At 72.0% G+C, this 19,748-nt stretch carries 17 protein-coding genes; 15 read left to right on the top strand and 2 right to left on the bottom strand.

The genetic code is table 11. The features are described from left to right. From ACFVS8_RS12795 to ACFVS8_RS12780, 4 genes are all read left to right on the top strand, one after another. A partial coding sequence (locus tag ACFVS8_RS12795; RefSeq protein WP_387062589.1) for a Gfo/Idh/MocA family protein occupies positions 1-936 on the top strand: 936 nt, incomplete at its 5' end. Positions 937-982: 46 nt separating this feature from the next. Next, the gene (locus ACFVS8_RS12790) at positions 983-1,984 is read left to right on the top strand and encodes a sugar phosphate isomerase/epimerase family protein (RefSeq protein WP_387062586.1); all 1,002 of its coding nucleotides are present in this window, start codon (positions 983-985) and stop codon (positions 1,982-1,984) included. Positions 1,985-2,077: 93 nt separating this feature from the next. Beyond that, positions 2,078-3,310: an ROK family protein gene (locus ACFVS8_RS12785; RefSeq protein ID WP_387062584.1), complete on the top strand. Its 1,233-nt coding sequence runs from the start codon at positions 2,078-2,080 to the stop codon at positions 3,308-3,310. Positions 3,311-3,437: 127 nt separating this feature from the next. Next, positions 3,438-4,634: a low temperature requirement protein A gene (locus tag ACFVS8_RS12780; protein ID WP_387062582.1), complete on the top strand. Its 1,197-nt coding sequence runs from the start codon at positions 3,438-3,440 to the stop codon at positions 4,632-4,634. A 2-nt stretch (positions 4,635-4,636) separates the two neighbouring features. Here ACFVS8_RS12780 and ACFVS8_RS12775 read toward each other — a convergent pair whose 3' ends face one another. Next, positions 4,637-5,656, bottom strand: a complete 1,020-nt coding sequence (locus ACFVS8_RS12775; RefSeq protein WP_387062579.1) for a LacI family DNA-binding transcriptional regulator — start codon at positions 5,654-5,656, stop codon at positions 4,637-4,639. 155 nt (positions 5,657-5,811) lie between these two features. Between ACFVS8_RS12775 and ACFVS8_RS12770 the strand changes: the two genes are divergently transcribed. The 9 genes from ACFVS8_RS12770 to ACFVS8_RS12730 all read left to right on the top strand — a co-directional run bounded on the left by ACFVS8_RS12770 (position 5,812) and on the right by ACFVS8_RS12730 (position 16,872). Next, positions 5,812-7,842, top strand: a complete 2,031-nt coding sequence (locus ACFVS8_RS12770) for a beta-galactosidase (protein ID WP_387062576.1) — start codon at positions 5,812-5,814, stop codon at positions 7,840-7,842. Beyond that, positions 7,839-8,774 (top strand): carbohydrate ABC transporter permease, encoded by a 936-nt coding sequence (locus tag ACFVS8_RS12765; protein ID WP_387062573.1) that lies wholly within the window; start codon positions 7,839-7,841, stop codon positions 8,772-8,774. Before ACFVS8_RS12770 ends, ACFVS8_RS12765 begins: the two co-directional genes overlap by 4 nt. Then, complete coding sequence (locus ACFVS8_RS12760) at positions 8,771-9,688, top strand: carbohydrate ABC transporter permease (RefSeq protein ID WP_387062570.1); 918 nt, start codon at positions 8,771-8,773, stop codon at positions 9,686-9,688. The genes ACFVS8_RS12765 and ACFVS8_RS12760 overlap by 4 nt, the downstream gene beginning before the upstream one ends. Before the next feature lie 91 nt (positions 9,689-9,779). Next, the gene (locus ACFVS8_RS12755; RefSeq protein WP_387062567.1) at positions 9,780-11,108 is read left to right on the top strand and encodes an ABC transporter substrate-binding protein; all 1,329 of its coding nucleotides are present in this window, start codon (positions 9,780-9,782) and stop codon (positions 11,106-11,108) included. A gap of 7 nt (positions 11,109-11,115) precedes the next feature. Beyond that, positions 11,116-13,212: an alpha-galactosidase gene (locus ACFVS8_RS12750; protein WP_387062564.1), complete on the top strand. Its 2,097-nt coding sequence runs from the start codon at positions 11,116-11,118 to the stop codon at positions 13,210-13,212. Between the two features lie 26 nt (positions 13,213-13,238). Beyond that, positions 13,239-14,435: an MFS transporter gene (locus ACFVS8_RS12745; RefSeq protein WP_387062561.1), complete on the top strand. Its 1,197-nt coding sequence runs from the start codon at positions 13,239-13,241 to the stop codon at positions 14,433-14,435. A gap of 173 nt (positions 14,436-14,608) precedes the next feature. Further along, positions 14,609-15,235, top strand: a complete 627-nt coding sequence (locus ACFVS8_RS12740; protein ID WP_387062558.1) for a hypothetical protein — start codon at positions 14,609-14,611, stop codon at positions 15,233-15,235. Next, entirely contained in the window at positions 15,232-16,005 is a 774-nt protein-coding gene (locus ACFVS8_RS12735) for a PspA/IM30 family protein (RefSeq protein ID WP_387062555.1), read from the top strand. The genes ACFVS8_RS12740 and ACFVS8_RS12735 overlap by 4 nt, the downstream gene beginning before the upstream one ends. 102 nt (positions 16,006-16,107) lie before the next feature. Beyond that, positions 16,108-16,872 (top strand): hypothetical protein, encoded by a 765-nt coding sequence (locus ACFVS8_RS12730; RefSeq protein WP_387062552.1) that lies wholly within the window; start codon positions 16,108-16,110, stop codon positions 16,870-16,872. A gap of 20 nt (positions 16,873-16,892) precedes the next feature. On the opposite strand, the gene ACFVS8_RS12725 is transcribed toward ACFVS8_RS12730, so the two are convergent. Beyond that, complete coding sequence (locus ACFVS8_RS12725; protein ID WP_387062550.1) at positions 16,893-17,888, bottom strand: LLM class flavin-dependent oxidoreductase; 996 nt, start codon at positions 17,886-17,888, stop codon at positions 16,893-16,895. 137 nt (positions 17,889-18,025) lie between these two features. Here ACFVS8_RS12725 and ACFVS8_RS12720 point away from each other — a divergent pair, with 137 nt between their 5' ends. Both ACFVS8_RS12720 and prpB read left to right on the top strand, forming a co-directional pair. After that, complete coding sequence (locus ACFVS8_RS12720; RefSeq protein ID WP_387062547.1) at positions 18,026-18,799, top strand: GntR family transcriptional regulator; 774 nt, start codon at positions 18,026-18,028, stop codon at positions 18,797-18,799. Further along, the gene (gene prpB, locus ACFVS8_RS12715; RefSeq protein ID WP_387062544.1) at positions 18,799-19,698 is read left to right on the top strand and encodes a methylisocitrate lyase; all 900 of its coding nucleotides are present in this window, start codon (positions 18,799-18,801) and stop codon (positions 19,696-19,698) included. Before ACFVS8_RS12720 ends, prpB begins: the two co-directional genes overlap by 1 nt. The last annotated feature ends 50 nt before the right edge of the window (positions 19,699-19,748 follow it).

Genomic DNA, 19,748 nt, shown 5'->3' with positions numbered 1-19,748 from the left:
CCGGGCGACACGCATGCGGAGATCGCGATCGCCGCCCTCGAGGCCGGCAAGCACGTGCTCTGCGAGAAGCCGCTCGCCAACACCGTCGCCGAGGCCGAAGCCATGGCCGAGGCCGCGAACGCCGCTGCCCAGCGCGGCGTGTTCAGCATGGTCGGCCTCACGTACCGCCGGGTTCCGGCGGTGACGTTCGCCCGGGACCTCGTCGCGGCGGGCCGCATCGGGGTGGTGCGGCAGGTCCGTGCCGCCTACCGCCAGGACTGGCTCCGCGACGAGACGGGCCCCATGACCTGGCGGCTCGAGAAGCAGCGCGCCGGATCCGGCTCGCTCGGCGACATCGGCGCCCATGCCATCGACCTCGCCGAGTTCATCACCGGGCTGCCGCTCGAGCGCGTCTCCGGGATCCTCGAGACGATCGTCACCGAACGGCCGATGCTCGGCGAACGGGTCGGGCTCTCGGGCACCGCCTCCGACGAGCTCGGCACCGTGACGGTCGACGACGTCGCGCTCGTCACCGGACGCTTCGCGACGCAGGAGGGATTCGCGCCGATCGGCACGTTCGAGGCGACGCGGTTCGCGACCGGCCGGAAGAACGCCCTCACGATCGAGGTGTCGGGCTCGCGAGGAGCCATCGCGTTCGACCTCGAACGGCTCAACGAGCTCGAGGTCTACAGCGTCGCCGACCCCGATCTCGAGCAGGGGTTCCGCCGGATCCTCGTCACCGAGCCGGGGCATCCGTACCTGGCACCGTGGTGGCCGCCGGGGCACACGCTCGGCTACGAGCACGGGTTCTCGCACCAGGTCGTCGAGCTCGTGAACGCGATCGTCGCCGGCACCGCCCCCAGTCCGTCGTTCGCCGACGGCCTCCATCTCCAGCGCGTGCTCGACGCGGTCGAGCACAGCTCGTCCGAGGGCTCCGCCTGGAAGCCGGTGGATTGATGCCGGCATCCGTTCGACCGACCGACCGAAGCAAGGAGCACTCGCGATGACGCGACCGATCACGCTGTTCACCGGCCAATGGGCCGACCTGCCGTTCGAGGAGGTCGCCCGGCTCGCAGGGGAGTGGGGCTACGACGGCCTCGAGATCGCCTGCTGGGGCGACCACCTCGACGTCTCCAGATGGGACGACGACGCCTACGTGCAGTCCCGCAAGGACATCCTCGAGCGCAACGGCCTGAAGGTCTTCGCGATCTCGAACCACCTGACCGGGCAGGCGGTGTGCGACGACCCGATCGACGAGCGCCACCGCGACATCCTGAGCGACCGTGTCTGGGGCGACGGCGATCCCGAGGGCGTGCGGCAGCGCGCCGCGGAAGACCTGAAGGACACGGCGAGGTTCGCGGCGAAGCTCGGCGTGCAGACCGTGAACGGGTTCACGGGCTCGTCCATCTGGAAGGCCGTCGCCATGTTCCCGCCCGCCTCCGACGAGTGGATCGAGGCCGGCTACCGCGACTTCGCCGACCGCTGGAACCCCATCCTCGACGTGTTCGAGGAGGTCGGCGTGCGGTTCGCGCTCGAGGTGCACCCGTCGGAGATCGCCTACGACTACTGGACCGCGAAGCGCACCCTCGAGGCCATCGGCCACCGGCCGAGCTTCGGGTTCAACTTCGACCCGTCGCACTTCGTGTGGCAGCAGCTCGACAGCGTGGCGTTCGTGCTCGACTTCGCCGAGCACGTGTTCCACGTGCACGTGAAGGAGTCCGTGACGAACCTCGACGGGCGGAACGGCGTGCTCGGCTCGCACCTGCCGTGGGCCAACCCCCGCCGCGGCTGGACCTTCGTGTCCACCGGGCACGGCGCCGTGCCGTGGGAGCCCGTCTTCCGCGCGCTGAACGCGATCGGCTACGACGGGCCGACCAGCGTGGAGTGGGAGGACGCGGGCATGGACCGGCTGTACGGGGCGCCCGAGGCGCTCGCGTTCGTGCGCCGCCTCAACGCGATCACGCCGCCGTCGGCCGCGTTCGACGCGGCCTTCAGCAGCAACTGACAGTCTGGGCGAGAGGCGTCGCCGGGGCGACGGACTGCCGAGCAGTCCGCCGCCCCGCCGTGCGCTTCGCCGAGACGTTCCGAAAGGGTGGGTATGGACGGGGCGAGGACGGATGCGCCGGGCTCGACGCTCGGGGCGACGATCGACGACATCCGCAGGCAGAACCTCGCGCAGGTCCTCCGACTGGTGCACCGGGACGGGCCGATGTCGAGGGCCGAGATCACGAAGGCGACGGCGCTCAACCGGTCGACGGTCGGCGGGTTGGTGTCCGAGCTGTCGCATCGGGGCCTCGTCGTCGAGAACCCGGCCGTGGCGGTCCGCAAGGTCGGGCGTCCGAGCCCCTCGGTGGCCGCCTCCGACCAGGCGACCGCGATCGCGGTCAATCCCGAGGTCGACGCCGTCGACGTCGCGCTCGTCGGCCTCAGCGGGCGCGTGCTGCATCGGGTCAGGTACCGCAACGAGCGCACGCCGACGGTCGGCGAGTTCGTCAACGTCGTGAGCGCGATCATCGAGGGCATGCGGCCCGCGTTCGGCGACACCGCGGTGCTGGGCGTGGGCGTGGCCCTCCCCGGACTCGTCCGGGAGCTCGACGGGTCGGCGATCCTCGCCCCCCACCTCGGCTGGCGCGACGCACCGATCGGACGGCTGGTCGAAGAGGCGACCGGCATGCGCGTGGTCGTCGGCAACGACGCGAACTGCGGCGTCGTGGCCGAGACGACCTTCGGCGCCGGTCGAGGCGACGGCGTCGTCATCTACCTGAACGGCGGGGCGAGCGGCATCGGCGGCGGCATCGTCATCAACGGCCGGCTCGTCGGCGGTGAGGGCGGCAACGCGGGCGAGTTCGGGCACACGGCGGTCTCGACGCGCGGTCGTCGCTGCCACTGCGGTGCGACCGGCTGCCTCGAGACCGAGGTGCGACGCGACCGGTTCGTCGAGGCGACCGGCCTCGGCGATGTCGAGCCCGCGGCCGTGCTCGAGGCGATGATCGCCGCATGGCTCGACCCCGGGTCGGCGGGCGCCGCCGAGATCGACCGGCAGGTGAACCGGCTCGCGGTCGCCCTGCGGTCGATCGTCAACATCTTCAATCCGCGCACGATCATCCTCGGCGGCCATCTCGCCCACCTGCTCGCCGCGGTCGGTGAGGCCGAGATCCACCGACGCATCGCACCGACGCTGCCCGGGGGAGGGAGCGAGCCCGAGATCGTGGGCGCGATGCTGCACGACGAACTGCTGCTCATCGGCGCGGCGGAACTGGTGTTCGCCCGCACGCTCGCCGACCCCACGTCGATGCCGACCAGGGTCGAACCGGCGGTGCTCTCGCGCTGACCGGCCTCCGCGAGCTCATCGCCGAGCAGGTGGCGGCGGCTCGACCGACGCGCGCCCTCGTGACGGGTGCCAGTGCGGTCGGTACCCTCGGCCTCGGAGGTGATGCGGCCATGGCGACGTCGCCCGCATGCGAGACGCGATCATGATCGGCTTCCGGCGAGACCTGCTGCGCCCGACGGGAACCGAGCGCGCCGATCGTGTCGCGTACGTCGAGCTGTTCTTCGACCTCGTGTTCGTGTTCGGGCTCACGCAGGTCGGCGCCTCCCTGTACGCCGATCAGACGCCGCTCGGCGCGCTCGAGGGCGCGCTCGCCGTGACGGCGCTCTGGTGGGCGTGGATCTCGACGACCTGGCTGACCCACTGGCTCGATCCGGTCAAGCTGCCGGTGCGCGGGGCGGTCCTCGCGCTCGCGTTCGTCGCCTTCGTGCTGAGCGTGTCGATCGTCGAGGCGTTCGGCGACCGGGCATGGGCCTTCGCCGTCGCCTACGTGGTGCTCCAGCTCGGCCGGGCGACGTTCGTCGTCCTCGCCGCAGCACGGCACGACGCCGCGCTCGCGCGCGACTTCTCGTGCGTGCTGGTCTGGACCGCGGCCGGGTCGGTGTTCTGGGTCGTCGGCGCGCTGCTGCCGTTGCCGGTGCAGCTGCCAGTGTGGGCCGCCGCGCTCGGGATCGAACTGCTCGGCAGCGTGCTCGGCTATCCGGTGCCGAGGCTCGGTCGGGTCGAGGTCGGGGCCTGGGATGTGTCGGGTCCGCACATCGCGGAGCGCGCCGCGCTGTTCGTGCTCATCGCGTTCGGCGAGGGGCTGCTGGTCACGGGCTTCCAGGTCGTGGGTTCCGAGGCGTCTCCCGAGGTCGGGGCCGCACTCGTGACGGCCTTCATCACGGCCGCCGCATGCTGGTGGATCTACTTCGACCACGGCGAGCGGGCCGGGCCGGAGGCGGTGGCCGCGCACGAGTCGCCCGGCCGGCTGGCACGGGTCGCGTACTCGTGGGTGCACCTGCTCATCGTCGCCGGCATCGTCATGCTCGGCGTGGGCGACAAGGAGGTGCTCGCGCATCCGCACGAGGGCAGTGCAGCGACGACGGTCGTGATCATCGGCGGTCCCGTGCTCTTCCTCGGCGGCACGCTGCTGTTCCGGCGGGTGATCGAGGGCCGATGGATGCGCGGCCAGGCGGGAGGGCTCGTGCTGCTCGCCGCGCTCGCCGTGCTGAGCCCCGCGCTCGATCCGATCTGGATGGGCGCGCTCGTCTCGCTCGTGCTCGTCGCGACTGCGGCGGCCGAGACCGTCGAGCGCGTCCGCACCGGGCGGCGCAGCGGCGGCTGAGGTCAGGCCGACTCGCGCCAGACGACCGAGGTCTCGACCATGATGCCGTCGACGGCGGGCTCCTCGCCGCGGATCTGCGCGAGCACGCTCTCGGCTGCGGCTCGGCCGAGTCCAGCGGCGGGCTGGCGCACCGTCGAGAGCGCGGGATGGGTGCGCGTCGCCCAGGCGCTGTCGTCGAAACCGACGACGCCGACGTCTTCGGGCACGCGCCGACCCGCCTCCCGGAGCGTCTCGAGGGCCCCGGCCGCGACCGCGTCGGAGGCGGCGAAGACGCCGTCGATCTCGGGATGCCGCGCCAGGAGCGCGCGCATGCCCTCGACGCCGGCCGAGTACGAGTAGAGCGGCACGGACTCGACGAGGGCCGCGTCGAACCGGTCGCCGAGCGCGTCGGTGAACCCCTGCAGGCGGTCGACGCCCGAGTCGCGGTCGAGCGCCGCGGCGATCATGCCGATGCGTCGGCGCCCGGTGCCGACGAGCCGCTCGGTGATGGCGCGTGCGGAGCCGATGTTGTCGATGCCGACCCAGGCCGCGGTGAGGCCGGGCGGGTGGCCGACGAACGCGGCGGGCAGTGCGAGCTGCTCGATGACGCGCGTGATCGGGTCGTTGGTGCGTGCCGAGACCATGACGACGCCGTCGACGAACCCGCCGCGGAGGAACCGGGCGACGCGCTCGGTGTCGCGTTCGGAGTCGACGACGATGCTCGCCATCTGGTAGTCGGCGTCGGAGAGGGCGGCGTTCGCGCCGAGCAGGATCTCGCCGATGTTCGGGTCTTCGACGAAGAGCGGGCCGGGCTCGTGCACGATGAACGCGACGGCCTGGGTGCGCTGCATGACGAGGTTGCGGGCCGCCGTGTTCGGCACGTAGCCGACCTTCACGATCGCGGCCTCGATGGCCTTGCGCGCCTCGTCGGAGACGTAGCGCTCGCCGTTGACGACGCGGCTCACGGTGCCGCGGGAGACGCCCGCCTCGACGGCGACGTCGTGCACCGTCGCGCGCTTGCGACGGGCGGGGATCTCGGGCATGTGGCCCACTGTACCGGCGGTGCGCGGCGAGATCGTGTTTGACATCCGACACGGGCCGTGGTTAGTCTGTGCACGTTCACAGACTCTCGACGCGGAGTTGTCGCTGCAGGATCTGTGCACGTTCACAGATCAGCATCGACGCAGTCGGGGAGAGCATGCAGTCGCACACCGAGAACACCGAGCACCGCGCGGAACGCCGCACCTGGCGTCACGACGGCATCGCGTTCGGATGCGACTACAACCCCGAGCAGTGGGACCCCGAGGTCTGGCTCGAAGACGTGCGGCTCATGCGCGAGGCCGGGGTCGACCTCGTCGCCATCAACATCTTCGGCTGGTCGCAGATCAACCCGCGCAAGGGCACCTACGACTTCACCGCCCTCGACACGGTCATGGCGCTGCTGGCGGATGCCGGCATCCGCGTGAACCTCGGCACCGCCACCGCCTCGCCGCCCCCGTGGCTGTCGACCCTGCACCCCGAGATCCTCCCGGTCGCCGACGACGGCACGACCCGGTATCCGGGCGGTCGCCAGGCCTGGTGCCCCTCGTCGCCGGTCTTCCGCCGCTATGCGCTCGCCCTCGTCGAGCAGGTGGCCGAGCGCTACGGCTCGCACCCGAACGTCGAGCTCTGGCACGTCTCGAACGAGCTCGGCTGCCACAACGCGCTCTGCCACTGCGCCGAGAGCACGGCGTCGTTCCGGCGTTGGCTCGAGCGGCGCTACGGCACCATCGCCGAGCTGAACCGGGCATGGGGCACGACCTTCTGGAGCCAGCGCTACGACACCTGGGACGAGATCCTGACGCCCATGCGCAACCTCTCGACGCGCAACCCCGGCCAGGTGCTCGACTTCCACCGGTTCAGCTCCGACGAGCTGCTCGGGTACTACCGGGCCGAGGCGGAGGTCATCCGAGCCCGCAGCGCGGCGCCGATCACGACGAACTTCATGGTCACGGCGCACATCCGCAACCTCGACTACTTCGCGTGGGCCGCCGAGATGGACGTCGTCGCGAACGACCACTACCTCGACAACCGCCTCGGCGACCCGACCGCCGAACTCGCGTTCGCCGCCGACCTGACCCGCGGCATCGCCGGCGGGCAGCCGTGGATGCTCATGGAGACCTCGACGAGCGCGGTCAACTGGCAGCCGCACAACATCGCGAAGGCCAGGGGCGAGATGACCCGCAACGCCGTGCAGCACGTCGCGCGTGGGGCCGACGGCATCTGCTTCTTCCAGTGGCGCGCCTCGGCGCAGGGGTCGGAGAAGTTCCACTCCGCGCTGCTGCCGCACGCGGGCACCGACAGCGACGTCTGGCGCGAGGTCGTCGAGCTCGGCGCCCTCCTCGACCGCCTCGACGAGGTCACGGGCACTGGGGTCGTCGCCGACACCGCCGTGCTCTTCAGCTGGGACGCCTGGTGGGCCACCGACGCCGACAACCGGCCGAGCCACGCCGTCGAGTACCTCGAGCAGGTGCACGCGGCCCACGCCGCGCTGCGCGCCACCGGGGCGACGATCGACGTCGTGCACCCGGGTGCGGACCTCTCGGGGTACAAGCTGGTCGTCGTTCCCGCCCTCTACAGCGTCACCGACGCCGACGCGGCGAACCTCGAGGCGTACGTCGCCGGCGGCGGAACCACGCTCGTGACCTTCTACAGCGGCATCGTCGACGAGCAGGACCGCGTGCGGCTGGGCGGCTACCCCGGCGCGTTCGCCGAGATGCTCGGCATCCGCGTGCAGGAGTTCGCGCCGCTGCGCCCCGAGGACGCAGTGCGACTGACCTCCGGGGCGACCGCCCGACTCTGGACCGAGCACCTCGCGCTCACCACGGCCCATGCGATCGACACGTTCGTCGAGGGCCCGGTCGCGGGCGTGCCCGCCGTCACGCGCAACGACCACGGCGACGGTGCCGCCTGGTACCTCGCGACCATGCCGGATGCCGCAGACTATCGCTCGCTCGTCGCCCGCATCGCCGACGAGGCGGGCGTCGCCAGGCCCACGGGCGCCGGCGCCGAGCTGGAGCTCGTGCGCCGCGTCGGCGAGGGCCGCAGCTACCTGTTCGCCGTCAACCACGGGGCCGAGCCGGTCGTCGTCGACGGGGTCGGCGTCGACCTCGTCACCTCGACGGCCGTCGACGGCGTCATCACCGTGCCGGGCTTCGGCATCCGCATCATCAGAGAGGAGGCGGCATGACCGCCGCACCCGCCGACGTCGCCGTGAGCGCGACCGAGCAGCGGCCGACGCCGCGACGACGCATCCCCGTGCCGCACAAGGCCGCGATCGCCGTCTTCATCGCCCCGTTCGGCGTGCTGTTCGTGCTCTTCTACCTGATCCCGATCGTGCAGGCGATCTGGCAGTCGATGCTCGTGGTCGAGCGCGAGGGCACGTACGGGCAGGCCACCGAGGTCTTCGGCGGGCTCGCGCAGTACGCGCTGGTGTTCCAGAACGGGCCGTTCTGGGCATCCGTGCTCCGCGTGCTCACGTTCGGCATCGTGCAGGTACCGGTCATGCTGGGGCTCGCGCTGCTGTTCGCGCTGCTGCTCGACTCGCCCCTCGTGAGGGGCAAGAAGTTCTTCCGCCTCGCGTTCTTCGTGCCGTACGCCGTGCCCGGCGTCATCGCGGCGATCATGTGGGGGTTCATGTTCAGCCCCAACCTGTCGCCGTTCACGGCCCTCACGAAGAACGTCGACTTCCTCGGCGCCGACCTCGTGCTGTGGTCGATCGCGAACGTCGTGACCTGGGTGTTCGTCGGCTACAACATGCTGATCATCTACTCGTCGCTGCTGTCGATCCCCACCGAGATCTACGAGGCCGCGAGGCTCGACGGCGCGAGCCAGATGCGCATCGCCTGGTCGATCAAGATCCCGCTCGTGCGACCCGCGATCCTGCTGACGGCCGTGTTCTCCATCATCGGCACGCTCCAGCTGCTCGCCGAGCCGCAGGTCTTCGCGTCGTTCTCGTCGGCCGTGATCAGCACGTACACGCCGAACATGACGATCTACGCGACGGCCTCGGTGCCGAACTCGAGCCTCGCGGCCGCGTTCTCGGTCGTGCTCGCGCTCGCGACGTTCGCCCTCAGCTTCACCTTCCTGAAGATCACCCAGCGCAAGGGGGACGCCGAATGACCGCCACGACCGCCATGCCCGGCGTCACGGGCCCGAAGGGAACCGCCGCGGCCGGTGCCCCGCGCGCACGCGGCCCCCGTGAGAGCCTCATGTCGCGCACCGCGGCGATGCTCGTCATGGGCGTGTTCACGCTGTACTTCCTGGTGCCGATCTGGTGGCTGTTCGTCGCCTCGACGAAGAACCCTGGGCAGCTGCTCACGACCCCCGGCCTGTGGTTCGCCGACTTCGACCTCGCCGAGAACATCACCGCGCTCTTCGACTACCGCGGCGGCGTCTACTGGCGCTGGCTCGGCAACAGCGTGCTCTACGCCGGCCTCGGCGGCCTCATCGGCACGCTGTTCGCGGCCATGTGCGGCTACGCGCTCGCCAAGTACCGGTTCCCGGGCCGTGAGGTCATCTTCAACGTCGTGCTCGGCGGGGTGCTCGTGCCGGCGACGGCACTCGCGCTGCCGCTGTTCCTCATGTTCAGCCAGATGGGCCTCACGAACACGTTCTGGGCGGTCTTCCTGCCCTCGATCGTGAGCCCGTTCGGCGTCTACCTCACGCGCATCTTCGCGGCGGCATCCGTTCCCGACGAGCTCATCGAGGCGAGCCGCATCGACGGCGCCGGCGAGGTGCGCACGTTCTTCACCGTCTCGATCAGGCTCATGTCGCCCGCGCTCGTGACCGTGTTCCTCTTCCAGTTCGTGGCCATCTGGAACAACTTCTTCCTGCCGCTCATCATGCTGCGCAGCGAGGAGCTCTTCCCGGTCACGTTCGGCCTCTACACGTGGAACTCGCAGCTCAACCAGATCCCCGAGCTGCGCAGCTACGTGCTGATCGGGGCGCTGCTCTCGATCATCCCCCTCATCGTCGCCTTCCTCGCCCTCCAGCGCTTCTGGCGCAACGGGCTCGGAGCCGGTGCGCTCAAGTAGCTGCACCCGACGGCGCCCCCTGGACGCACCACCCATCACCCAGATCGCCCGCACCCCGCGGGCGGCATTCCCCACCAAGAGAAGGATCAGCATGCAGCACAAGAAGAAGGCCATCGCAGCGCTCGCGCTCGTGGGCTCGCTCGCACTGGCCGGATGCTCGACGGCGAGCGGGGACGGCGGCACCAGCGCCGCCGGCGATTGCACGCCGAGCGACGGCAAGGTCGACCTCACGTTCACGTCGTGGATCCCCGGCATCGAGGATGCCGTGCAGATGTGGAACGACGAGAACCCCGACATCCAGGTCACGGTGCAGACCGGCCCGAACGGCAACTCGGGCACGTACCAGAACTTCTTCAACCAGCTGAAGGCCGGCAACGCGCCCGACCTCGGCCAGATCGAGTACGACGCCCTGCCGAACTTCCGCGTGCAGGACGGCCTGGAGAACCTCGCGGCCTGCGCCGACGTCGTCGCCGCCGAAGACGACTTCGTGCCGTGGACCTGGGGCCAGGTCACGCTCGGCACCGCCGACGAGATCTACGGCGTGCCGCAGGACTCGGGCCCCATGGCGCTCTTCTACCGCTCCGACCTGTTCGAGGCCAACGGCATCGCCGTGCCCACGACGTGGGACGAGTACAAGGAGGCCGCCAAGAAGGTCCGCGCCGCCGGCGGGTACATCACCAACTTCTCGCAGACCGACATCAACCAGTTCGCCGGATTCGTGTGGCAGGCCGACGGCCAGTGGTTCCAGAACGACGGCGAGGAGTGGACGGTCGACCTGACCGGCGACGCCTCGAAGACCGTCGCCGACTACTGGCAGGACCTCATCGACGAGGACCTCGTCTCGACCTACCCCGCCTGGACCGACGAGTGGAACAACGCCTACAACTCGGGCGAGGTCTGGTCGTGGAACTCCGCCGTCTGGGGTGCGAACTCGATCGCATCGGGCGCTCCCGACACGGCGGGCAACTGGTCGGTGGCCCTCGCGCCGCAGTGGAGCTCCGGCGACGCGAAGGCCGGCAACTGGGGCGGCTCCTCGACCGCGGTCTTCAAGGGCACCGAGCACCTCTACGAGGCGACGAAGTTCGCGCTCTGGCTGAACACCTCCGACGAGGCGCTCACCGCGCTGAACACCACGGCGAACATCTATCCGGCCACGACCGCGGGCCTCGACCTGCCCTCGCTGCAGGAGGGCGTGGAGTTCTACGGCGGCCAGAAGATCTACGACGTGTTCAAGGAGGCCGCGACGCAGGTCAACCCCGACTTCGTGTGGGGTCCGACCATGACGCAGACCTACGCCGACGTCGCCGACGGCTTCAAGGCTGCGGCGAGCGGTCAGGGCACGCTCTTCGAGGCGCTCGAGAACGGTCAGACGACGACGATCGACGCGCTGAAGGCCCAGTCGATCCCCGTGAAGGGATAATCGCGGCATGATCCATCACCTCCGTGCCGCGGGTGTCAGCGTGCTCGTCGATGCCCGTGGCGCGGGGGTGCCCGCGATCGTGCACTGGGGCGCAGACCTCGGCGACCTGTCCGCCTCCGAGCTCGAGGCGGTCGCGGATGCCTCGGTGCCGGCCGTGCCGCCGAGCTCGATCGACGTGCCGCTGCGGCTCTCGCTCGCGCCGTCGATCGCCGAGGGCTGGAGCGGCCGGCCCGCGCTCGCGGTCTCGGGCGAACGCCCCGTCGACCTCGCCCTCGTGCTCCGGTCGTGCGAACGCGTCGACGACCCGGCGGGCGAGCGGCTCATCATCCGGGTGACGGATGCCGCGGCATCCGTCGATCTCGGCATCGAGCTCGAGCTCACCCCCCAGGGCGTCCTGCGCGTGCGCCACGTGCTGACGAACGACGGCGAGTCGACGCTGAGCCTCGGCGCCGCGGCATCCGTCGTGCCGGTGCCGGACCGCGCCCGCGAGGTGCTCGACTTCTCGGGGCTCTGGGCGAACGAACGGCGCCCGCAGCGGTTCGTGCCCGGCCATGGCGTGTGGGCGCGCGAGTCGCGGCACGGCAGGCCGGGGCACGACGACGCGTTCCTGCTCGCCGCAGGCACCCCGGGGTTCGGATTCCGGACCGGGGAGGTCTGGGCGGCGCACGTCGCCTGGAGCGGCGATCGCGCGCTCTGGTTCGAGCGGAGCCCGCTCGGACCGACCTCGATCGGCGGCGGCGAGCTGCTCGGGGCGGGCGAGATCGTGCTCGCCGAGGGCGAGACGTACGTCGCCTCGTGGCTCGTGCTCGTCTGGTCGGATGCCGGACTCGACGGCGTCTCGGCCAGGCTGCACCCGTGGGTGCGGTCGGGGTCGACGATCGACCGGACCCGTCCGGTCGTGCTGAACACGTGGGAGGCCGTGTACTTCGACCAGTCGATGGAACGCCTCGAGCCGCTCATCGACGCGGCGGCCGCGGTCGGCGTCGAACGCTTCGTGCTCGACGACGGGTGGTTCCGAGGCCGCAGCGACGACCGCCGGGCACTCGGCGACTGGTTCGTCGACCCGGCGACGTGGCCGGACGGCCTCGGCCCCCTCATCGACCGAGTCGTGGAGGCCGGCATGGACTTCGGCCTCTGGGTCGAGCCCGAGATGGTCAACCGCGACTCCGACGTGGCCCGCGAGCACCCCGACTGGGTGCTGCAGCCGGCCGGCGCGCCGTCCTGGCGCTGGCAGTACTCGCTCGACCTCGCGAACCCGTCGGCCTTCGCCTACGTGCTCGGCCGGCTCGACGCGCTGCTCTCCGAGTACCCGATCGCGTACCTCAAGTGGGATCACAACCGCGACCTGCTCGCGACCGACGCGCACCGGCAGACCGCGGCGTTCCTCCGACTGCTCGACGCGGTGCGGGCGAAGCACCCGGGCGTCGAGATCGAGTCGTGCGCCTCGGGCGGCGCCCGCATCGACCTCGGCGTGCTCGAGCGGGTCGAGCGGGTGTGGACGAGCGACACGAACGACCCGCTCGTGCGCCAGCGCATCCAGCGGTACACCTCGCTCGTCGTGCCGCCCGAGTACCTCGGCGGACATCTCGGGGCAGCACATGCCCATACGACCGGTCGCACCTCCTCGCTGTCGTTCCGCATGATCACGGCACTCTTCGGCTCGGCGGGCATCGAGTGGAACCTCGCCGAGGCCGCACCGCACGACCTCGAGGCGATCGCCGAATGGATCGCCCTGTTCCAGCGCGAGCGGCGGTTCCTGCACTCGGGCGTCGTGGTGCGCAGCGACGATGCCGACCCGGGCGTGCTCGGGCACGGCGTCGTCGCACCCGACGGCTCGCGGGCGCTGTACGCACGGGTCGCGCTGGATTCGGCGCAGGCCGCGCTGCCCGCGCCCGCGCGCATCCCCGGACTCGACCCCGACCGACGCTATCGGGTCCGGCCCGTCGAGGTCGGCGGCCCGCCGCCGGTGATCGCCGATGCGCCGCCGCCGTGGTGGGCGGTCGGCGAGGTCGTGCTGACGGGCCGGGTGCTCGGCGAGCTCGGGCTCGCGATGCCGCTGCTCGCACCCGAGAGCGCGCTGCTGCTCGAGGTCGCGGCGGTCTGAGCCGCCCGGCTCGGTAGCCTCGCCCTATGGGATCCTCCGGCGACGCGACGACGTGGCGTCCGGGCACCGTGCGCGAGGCCGCCGGAGGCATCGTCGCGCTCACGACCGCGACGTTCCTCGCGGTGACGACCGAGATGCTGCCGGTCGGCGTGCTGCCCGCGATGGGCGCGGAGCTCGGCGTCACGGAGTCGATCGCCGGGCTGCTCGTGACCGTCTACGCGTTCATGGTCGCGGTGCTCGCCCTGCCGTTGACGCTCTGGACCGGCCGGTTGCCGCGCAAGGGCCTGCTGCTCGGCACGCTCGCGGCGTACACCGCGGGCAACCTCGTGGTCGCGCTCGCCCCGACCTTCGCCGTGGTCGCCGCGGGCCGTGCGATCGGCGGCATCGCGCACGCGCTCTTCTTCTCGCTGAGCATCGCCTACGGCTCGAGGCTGGTGCACGCCGACTTCACGGGTCGCGCGCTCGCGCTCGTGACGGCGGGTGCGTCGGCCGGCTTCGTGCTCGGCGTACCGCTGTCGACCTCGCTCGGCACGGCCGTCGGCTGGCGGGTCGCGTTCGGCGTGCTCGCCGCCGCGTGCGCGGGCACCCTCCTGCTCGTGGCGCTCCTGCTGCCCGCCGTCTCGGTCGACTCCGCGGCCGAGGCCGACCATCCCGACCGGCGCCTGCGACGCGGGCGTCTCGCGGCGGTCTCGGTCGCGAACGCGCTCGTCTACCTCGGGCAGTACACGGTCTACACGTACGTCGCGGTGATCCTGCTCGCGACGGGGCTCGCCGCGAGCGGTGTCGGCCCCGTCCTGCTCGTGCTCGGCGGTCTCGGTCTCGTGGGCACCTGGTTCGCCGGCGTGACGCTCGACCGCCGGCCGCGTGCGAGCCTGCTGCTCGTGCTCGGCGCCATGGTCGTGGGGCTCGTCGCCCTCGGGCTGACGTTCCCCGGCTTCGTCGGCGTGCTCGGGGCGTGCGCGCTCTGGGGCGCTGCCTTCGGGGCGGTCGCCTCGAGCTTCCAGACCGCGGCGATCCGCACGCGCGGCGCGAACCCCGATGTGATCGGGGCGCTCGTGAACGCCACGGCGAACATCGGCATCGGCGGGGGAGCGGCGCTCGGCGGCGCGGTGCTCGCGGGCGCGGGGCTCGAATGGGTGTCCTTCTGCGGCGCGGTCCTGGTGCTCGTCGGAGCCCTGGTCGTGCTGCTCGCCCGTCGTGCGTTCCCGTCGACGCCGGGCTGACGCGGCGAGCTACCGAGCCGGGCTCGTGCGCCGCGCGATCCCGCGCGCGAGCGGGGGTCGTACCTGCGAATCGGCCTCAGGCACTCCCGGATCCGGCGAATCGGGGGTAGCGTGACGACACGCGTTATATCGCGTCTTGCGATGAAGGCGTCCAGAGGCAGGGGGTGGTGCTCGTGACCGGCATCGAAGTCGTGCTGAGCGTGCTCGGCGGCATCGTGCTGCTCTCGATCGCGGTCGTGGTGACGTTCGTGCTCGTCGTGCGGGCCGTCGTTCGCCGGGTGCGGCGCGAGCGCGTCGCGAGCGGAGCGGCACTCCGAGCCAGGGCGCGCGTGAGTCGCGGCCCGCAGCGGGAGGTGCTCGCACTGCGCGTCCGCCTCGACGAGGCGCTGCGCAGCGGTGCAGCGGCCATCGAGCTCGTGGCGAGCCCGCGCAGCGAGCTGCCGCGCCTGTTCGGGCGCATCCGCGACGAGGGCGCCGTGCTCGACCTGCAGCTGCGGCTGCTCGAGTCCGAGCGCGACCCCGCCGTGCTCGCCCGGGAACGTGCGGCCGCGCGCGAACGCGTCGACCAGGTCGAGCAGCTCGTGCGCCACGTGCGGTCCGCCGTGGCATCCGGCCTCTCCGGAACGACCGACGACTCCTTGGCCGCCCTCAGGTCGGAGGTCGATCGCGAGGTCGCGGCCGTGCGCGCGGGCATCGACGAACTCCAGGCGCTCAACCGGCGCGACGGCGCCCGCACCGCGACCGCCGGCCGACCGCAGACCACGACTTCAACCGTTCGAGACGAGGGGAACCGACCATGAGCAGCAGCAACTCCGCACGGGTGCGCACGATCTTCCACAGCAAGACCACGAAGGCGCTCGACCGCATCGAGGATCCGCGCGAGACCCTCGACGACAGTTACGACCAGCAGGTGAAACTGCTCCAGCAGGTTCGCGTCGCGGTCGCCGACGTCGCGACCGCGAAGAAGCGCATCGAGCTGCAGGGCGAGGAGATGGGCGCGCGCTACCAGCGGCTCGGCTCCCAGGCAGCCGAGGCGCTCGCGCAGGGGCGCGAAGACCTCGCGAGGGCCGCACTCGAGCGCCGGGCGATGCTCGAGAGCCAGGTCGCCGCGCTGCAGCAGCAGTTCACCGCGCTCGACCGGCAGACCGCGCAGCTGCAGGAGCGCGAACGCCGCCTGACCGACCAGGTCGCCGCGTTCCGCATCGAGAAGGAGACGATCAAGGCGACCTACACGGCCTCCGAGGCGCAGGTGAAGGCCAACGAGGCGGTCTCCGGCATCAGCAACTCCATCGAGGACGTCGGGTCGAGCCTCGACCGAGCCCGCGACCGCGTCGCCCAGATGCAGGCGCGAGCGGCCGCGACCGACGAGCTGCTCGCGAGCGGTGCCCTGACCGACCTGACCGCCGCGCCCGACGCCGACATCGAGCGCCAGCTCGCCGTCATCTCGGCGCAGGCCGAGATCGAGCGCCAGCTGCAGGCGCTGAAGGGCGGCGGAACGGCCGCAGGCGAGGGCGGTGCCGCAGGGACGGATGCCGCGGGCGGCTGGTTGGGCATCGGCCAGGGGCGGTAGCAGGGCCGACGGGGTTCGCGGCTGGCGCCGCGGCGCCGGGCACCGATAGGCTCGGCCCGCCGCGCTCGTGCGGACCCCGACCCCCTACGTCACGGAGCCCCGATGCCGGAAGCACCGACCGCGCCCGAACGCGCTCGCACGCCGCTCAAGCAGATCCTCGTCCGCGATGTCGCTCCCGTGCTCGCCGTGCTGCTGATCACCCTCGGCCTGTGGGTTGGATTCACGATCATCGCGCCCGAGAACGCCGTGGCGGCCGACCCCGCCGAGCCCGTGGTCGTGTACGCGGCTGAACGCGATTCCGCGCCGAGCACGGCGCTCGCGGGTGTCCGGCGCGCGGCGCTCGAGGCCGCGCTCCCGCTGCGCACGGCGGTGCGCGACCTCGACGGGTTCGCCGACGCGGCGCTGCTCGCCGAGATCGGTGCGGCGGTCGGCGCGCTCGACGACGCGCTCGACGGCGGCCGGCCGACCGAGATCCTCGCCGCTACGGCAGATCTGCGCGCCACGGAGCCGACGTTCGTCGAGCGCGTCGCCGCCGATGCCGAGGCGCGCATCGCGGCGGCGCCCTATGCCGACCAGCCGCTGCTGCAGGTCGCCACCGAGGCGGTCGCTGCCCTCCGGCAGTCGGCGCACGCCGATCGAGGCGTGCTCGTCGCCGCCTTCGCGCCCGTGCGAGCGGCGGTCGAGGCGGCGGAGGCCGACCATGCGGCATGGCTCGACGACGACTGGTTCACCGACGAGGATTCGGCCTCCGACGGGGAACCTTCCTCCGACCCGGGTCTCGACCCTGCGGTCGAGCCGTCTTCCGACCCCGTCCTCGACCCTGAGGCCGAGCCGCTGCCGAGCCCGTCACCGACTCCGGCCACCTGACGCGCGGCCGTGAGCGCCGATCAGGCCCTCGCGCCCCCGCCGAGGCGCAGCACCTCGGCGAAGCGCTCGAGCTCCCCGAGCCGGTCATCGCCGATGGGCGTGAGCACCACGCTCGTCGAGCCCGCGTCGTGCCGCGCGGCGATGCGATCGCGCACCTGCTCGGCCGTGCCGGCGAGGGCGAGCTCGGCGACCCACTCGTCGGGCAACCGCTGCGCGAACTCCTCCGGCGACGCGCAGGTCGCGCGGAGGCGGGCGAGGTCGTCGGCGAACGGGAGGCCGACGAGGTGCGGCGCCCAGTCGGGTTCGCCGACCCACGCGAGCCCCGGGCGCACGCGGGCGAGCGCCGCGGCGGGGTCGGCGTCGACCGCCGCGACGTCGTAGCTCACGACCAGTGGGGCCGCGGCATCGGTCGACCCGCTTCGCACGTGCTCGATGGCGGCGGCGATGTAGGGGGGAGCGGCCGGCTCGGCGAGCACGACGCCGTCGGCGGTGGCGCCGGCGACCGCGAGCGACTTCGGGCCGCGCACGCCGAGGATCACGGGCGGCGCCTCGGCGGCCGGCTCGCCGAGCTCGACGCCCGCGACGTCGACGTAGCGCCCCGCCGCCGGGCCGGGCTCGCCTCGCAGCAGCGCGCGCACGGCGGTCGTGTACTCGCCGAGCAGGGTCAGCGGGCTCTTCGGCCACGCGCCGACCTGCCGCATCCAGGCGGGCATGCCGTGCCCGATGCCCGCCACGAACCGCCCGGGGAACATGAGCGCGAGCGTGTTCAGCTCCATCGCCGTGAAGGCCGCGTTTCGCGCGCCCGCGGGCAGGATGCCGACGCCGACCGTGATGCGCTCGGTCGCTGCGAGCACGGCGCCGGTCTGGGCGAGGCCGCCACGGAAGCCGAGGTCCTCGACCAGCCACACCTCGTCGAAGCCGAGCGCCTCGACGCGCCGCGCGAACGGCAGCACCTGGTCGACGGGAAGGTCACGGGGCAGGAGCACGCCGACTCGATCGGCACTGGGAGCGGTCACCGGTCCATCCTGCCGCGGATCGCGACGGTTGTCGGATGCCGCGCCGAGATGTCTTCGGGTATACGAAGAGCCCGTTCGGGCCCTGCTCGGCCTCGGCTGATACGCTCTGTGTATACCGAATCCGTCAGGAGGTGCGCATGAAGGCCGGTGACCGCGCCTACGCCGCCCTCCTCGACGACATCCAGCGCGGTGAGCTCGCCCCCGGCACGGTGCTGGCCGAGGCCGAGCAGGCCGCACGCCTCGGGGTCAGTCGCACGCCGCTCCGCGAGGCGCTCGGCCGCCTGGCCGCCGACGGCCTCGTCGTGCAGCAGTCGCCGCGCATCCAGGCGGTCGCGACCCTCGGGGCGCGCGACGTGCGCCAGCTGTTCGAGGTGCGTCGCGCGCTCGAGGAGACCTCGGCGCGTCTGGCCGCCGCGAACGGCGACCGGGCCGTGTTCGCCGCGTTCGCCGAGGAGTTCGCGCTCGCCGACCCCGCGCGGCCCGACCCCGCGCAGTCCGACCCCGCGCAGCCCGACCCCGCGCAGTCCGACCCTGCGCAGTCCGACCCCGAGCGTGCCGGCGCGCAGCCCGACACCGCGGCCGAGAGCACGCTCGACGCCTACTACGCGCTCATCGCGCGATTCGACGCGGCCCTCGACGTCGCCGCGGCCAACGAGCACCTCGCGCAGGCGCTCCGCGTCGTGCGAGCGCACCTCGGTCGCGTGCGCAGGCTGGCCCGCGAGAATCCCGCGCGCCTCGCGGCATCCGCCTCGGAGCACCGGCTCATCGCCTCGGCGATCGCCGAGGGCAACACCGATCTCGCCGCCCACGCGACGCACGTGCACCTGCACAATGCGCTCGCGAACATCCTGGCGTCCCTCCCGGATGCCGAGACCGATCGGCCCCGCCGGGCCGCGAAAGGACACCGCTGATGCTGTACGCCCAGACCCCCGCCGCCGAGAAGCGTCGACTCTTCCGCGAGCGCCTCGCCTCGGGCGAGCTGCTCCGGTTCCCCGGGGCGTTCAACCCGCTCTCGGCCCGGCTCATCGAGCGGAAGGGCTTCGAGGGCGTCTACATCTCGGGGGCCGTGCTGGCCGCCGATCTCGGCCTGCCCGACATCGGGCTCACCACGCTCACCGAGGTCGCCGGCCGCGGCCAGCAGATCGCGCGCATGACCGAGCTGCCCGCCATCATCGACGCCGACACCGGGTTCGGCGAGCCCATGAACGTGGCGCGCACGATCCAGACGCTCGAAGACGCCGGCATCGCGGGCACGCACATCGAGGACCAGATCAACCCGAAGCGCTGCGGCCACCTCGACGGCAAGCAGGTCGTCGACGAGAACACCGCGATCAAGCGCATCCGGGCGGCCGCCGATGCCCGTCGCGACCCGAACTTCCTCATCATGGCGCGCACCGACATCCGTGCGGTCGAGGGTCTCGACGCGGCGATCGACCGGGCCAAGGCGCTCGTCGACGCCGGCGCCGACGCCGTCTTCCCCGAGGCCATGCGCGACCTGGGCGAGTTCGAGGCCATGCGGAACGCGCTCGACGTGCCGATCCTCGCCAACATGACCGAGTTCGGCAAGAGCGACCTGTTCTCGGTCGACCAGCTCCGCGACGCGGGCGTCAACATCGTGATCTGGCCGGTCTCGCTGCTGCGCATCGCGATGGGCGCCGCGGGCCGAGGGCTCGACACGATCATCGACGAGGGCCACCTCACCTCGAAGCTGGGCGAGATGCAGCATCGCGCCGACCTCTACGACCTCGTCGACTACGAGGCCTACAACCACTTCGACCAGGACGTCTTCAACTTCCAGATCGCGCGCTGAGCCCGCCTCAGAACCGGGAGAGGCCGCCGAGCAGGGGCGAGCGACGGATG

It is taken from the genome of Agromyces sp. NPDC058110, from assembly GCF_042884735.1.
Lineage (GTDB): Bacteria > Actinomycetota > Actinomycetes > Actinomycetales > Microbacteriaceae > Agromyces.
Note: the sequence above shows the minus strand (reverse complement) of the source record. Positions and strands in the feature narration are given on the sequence as shown.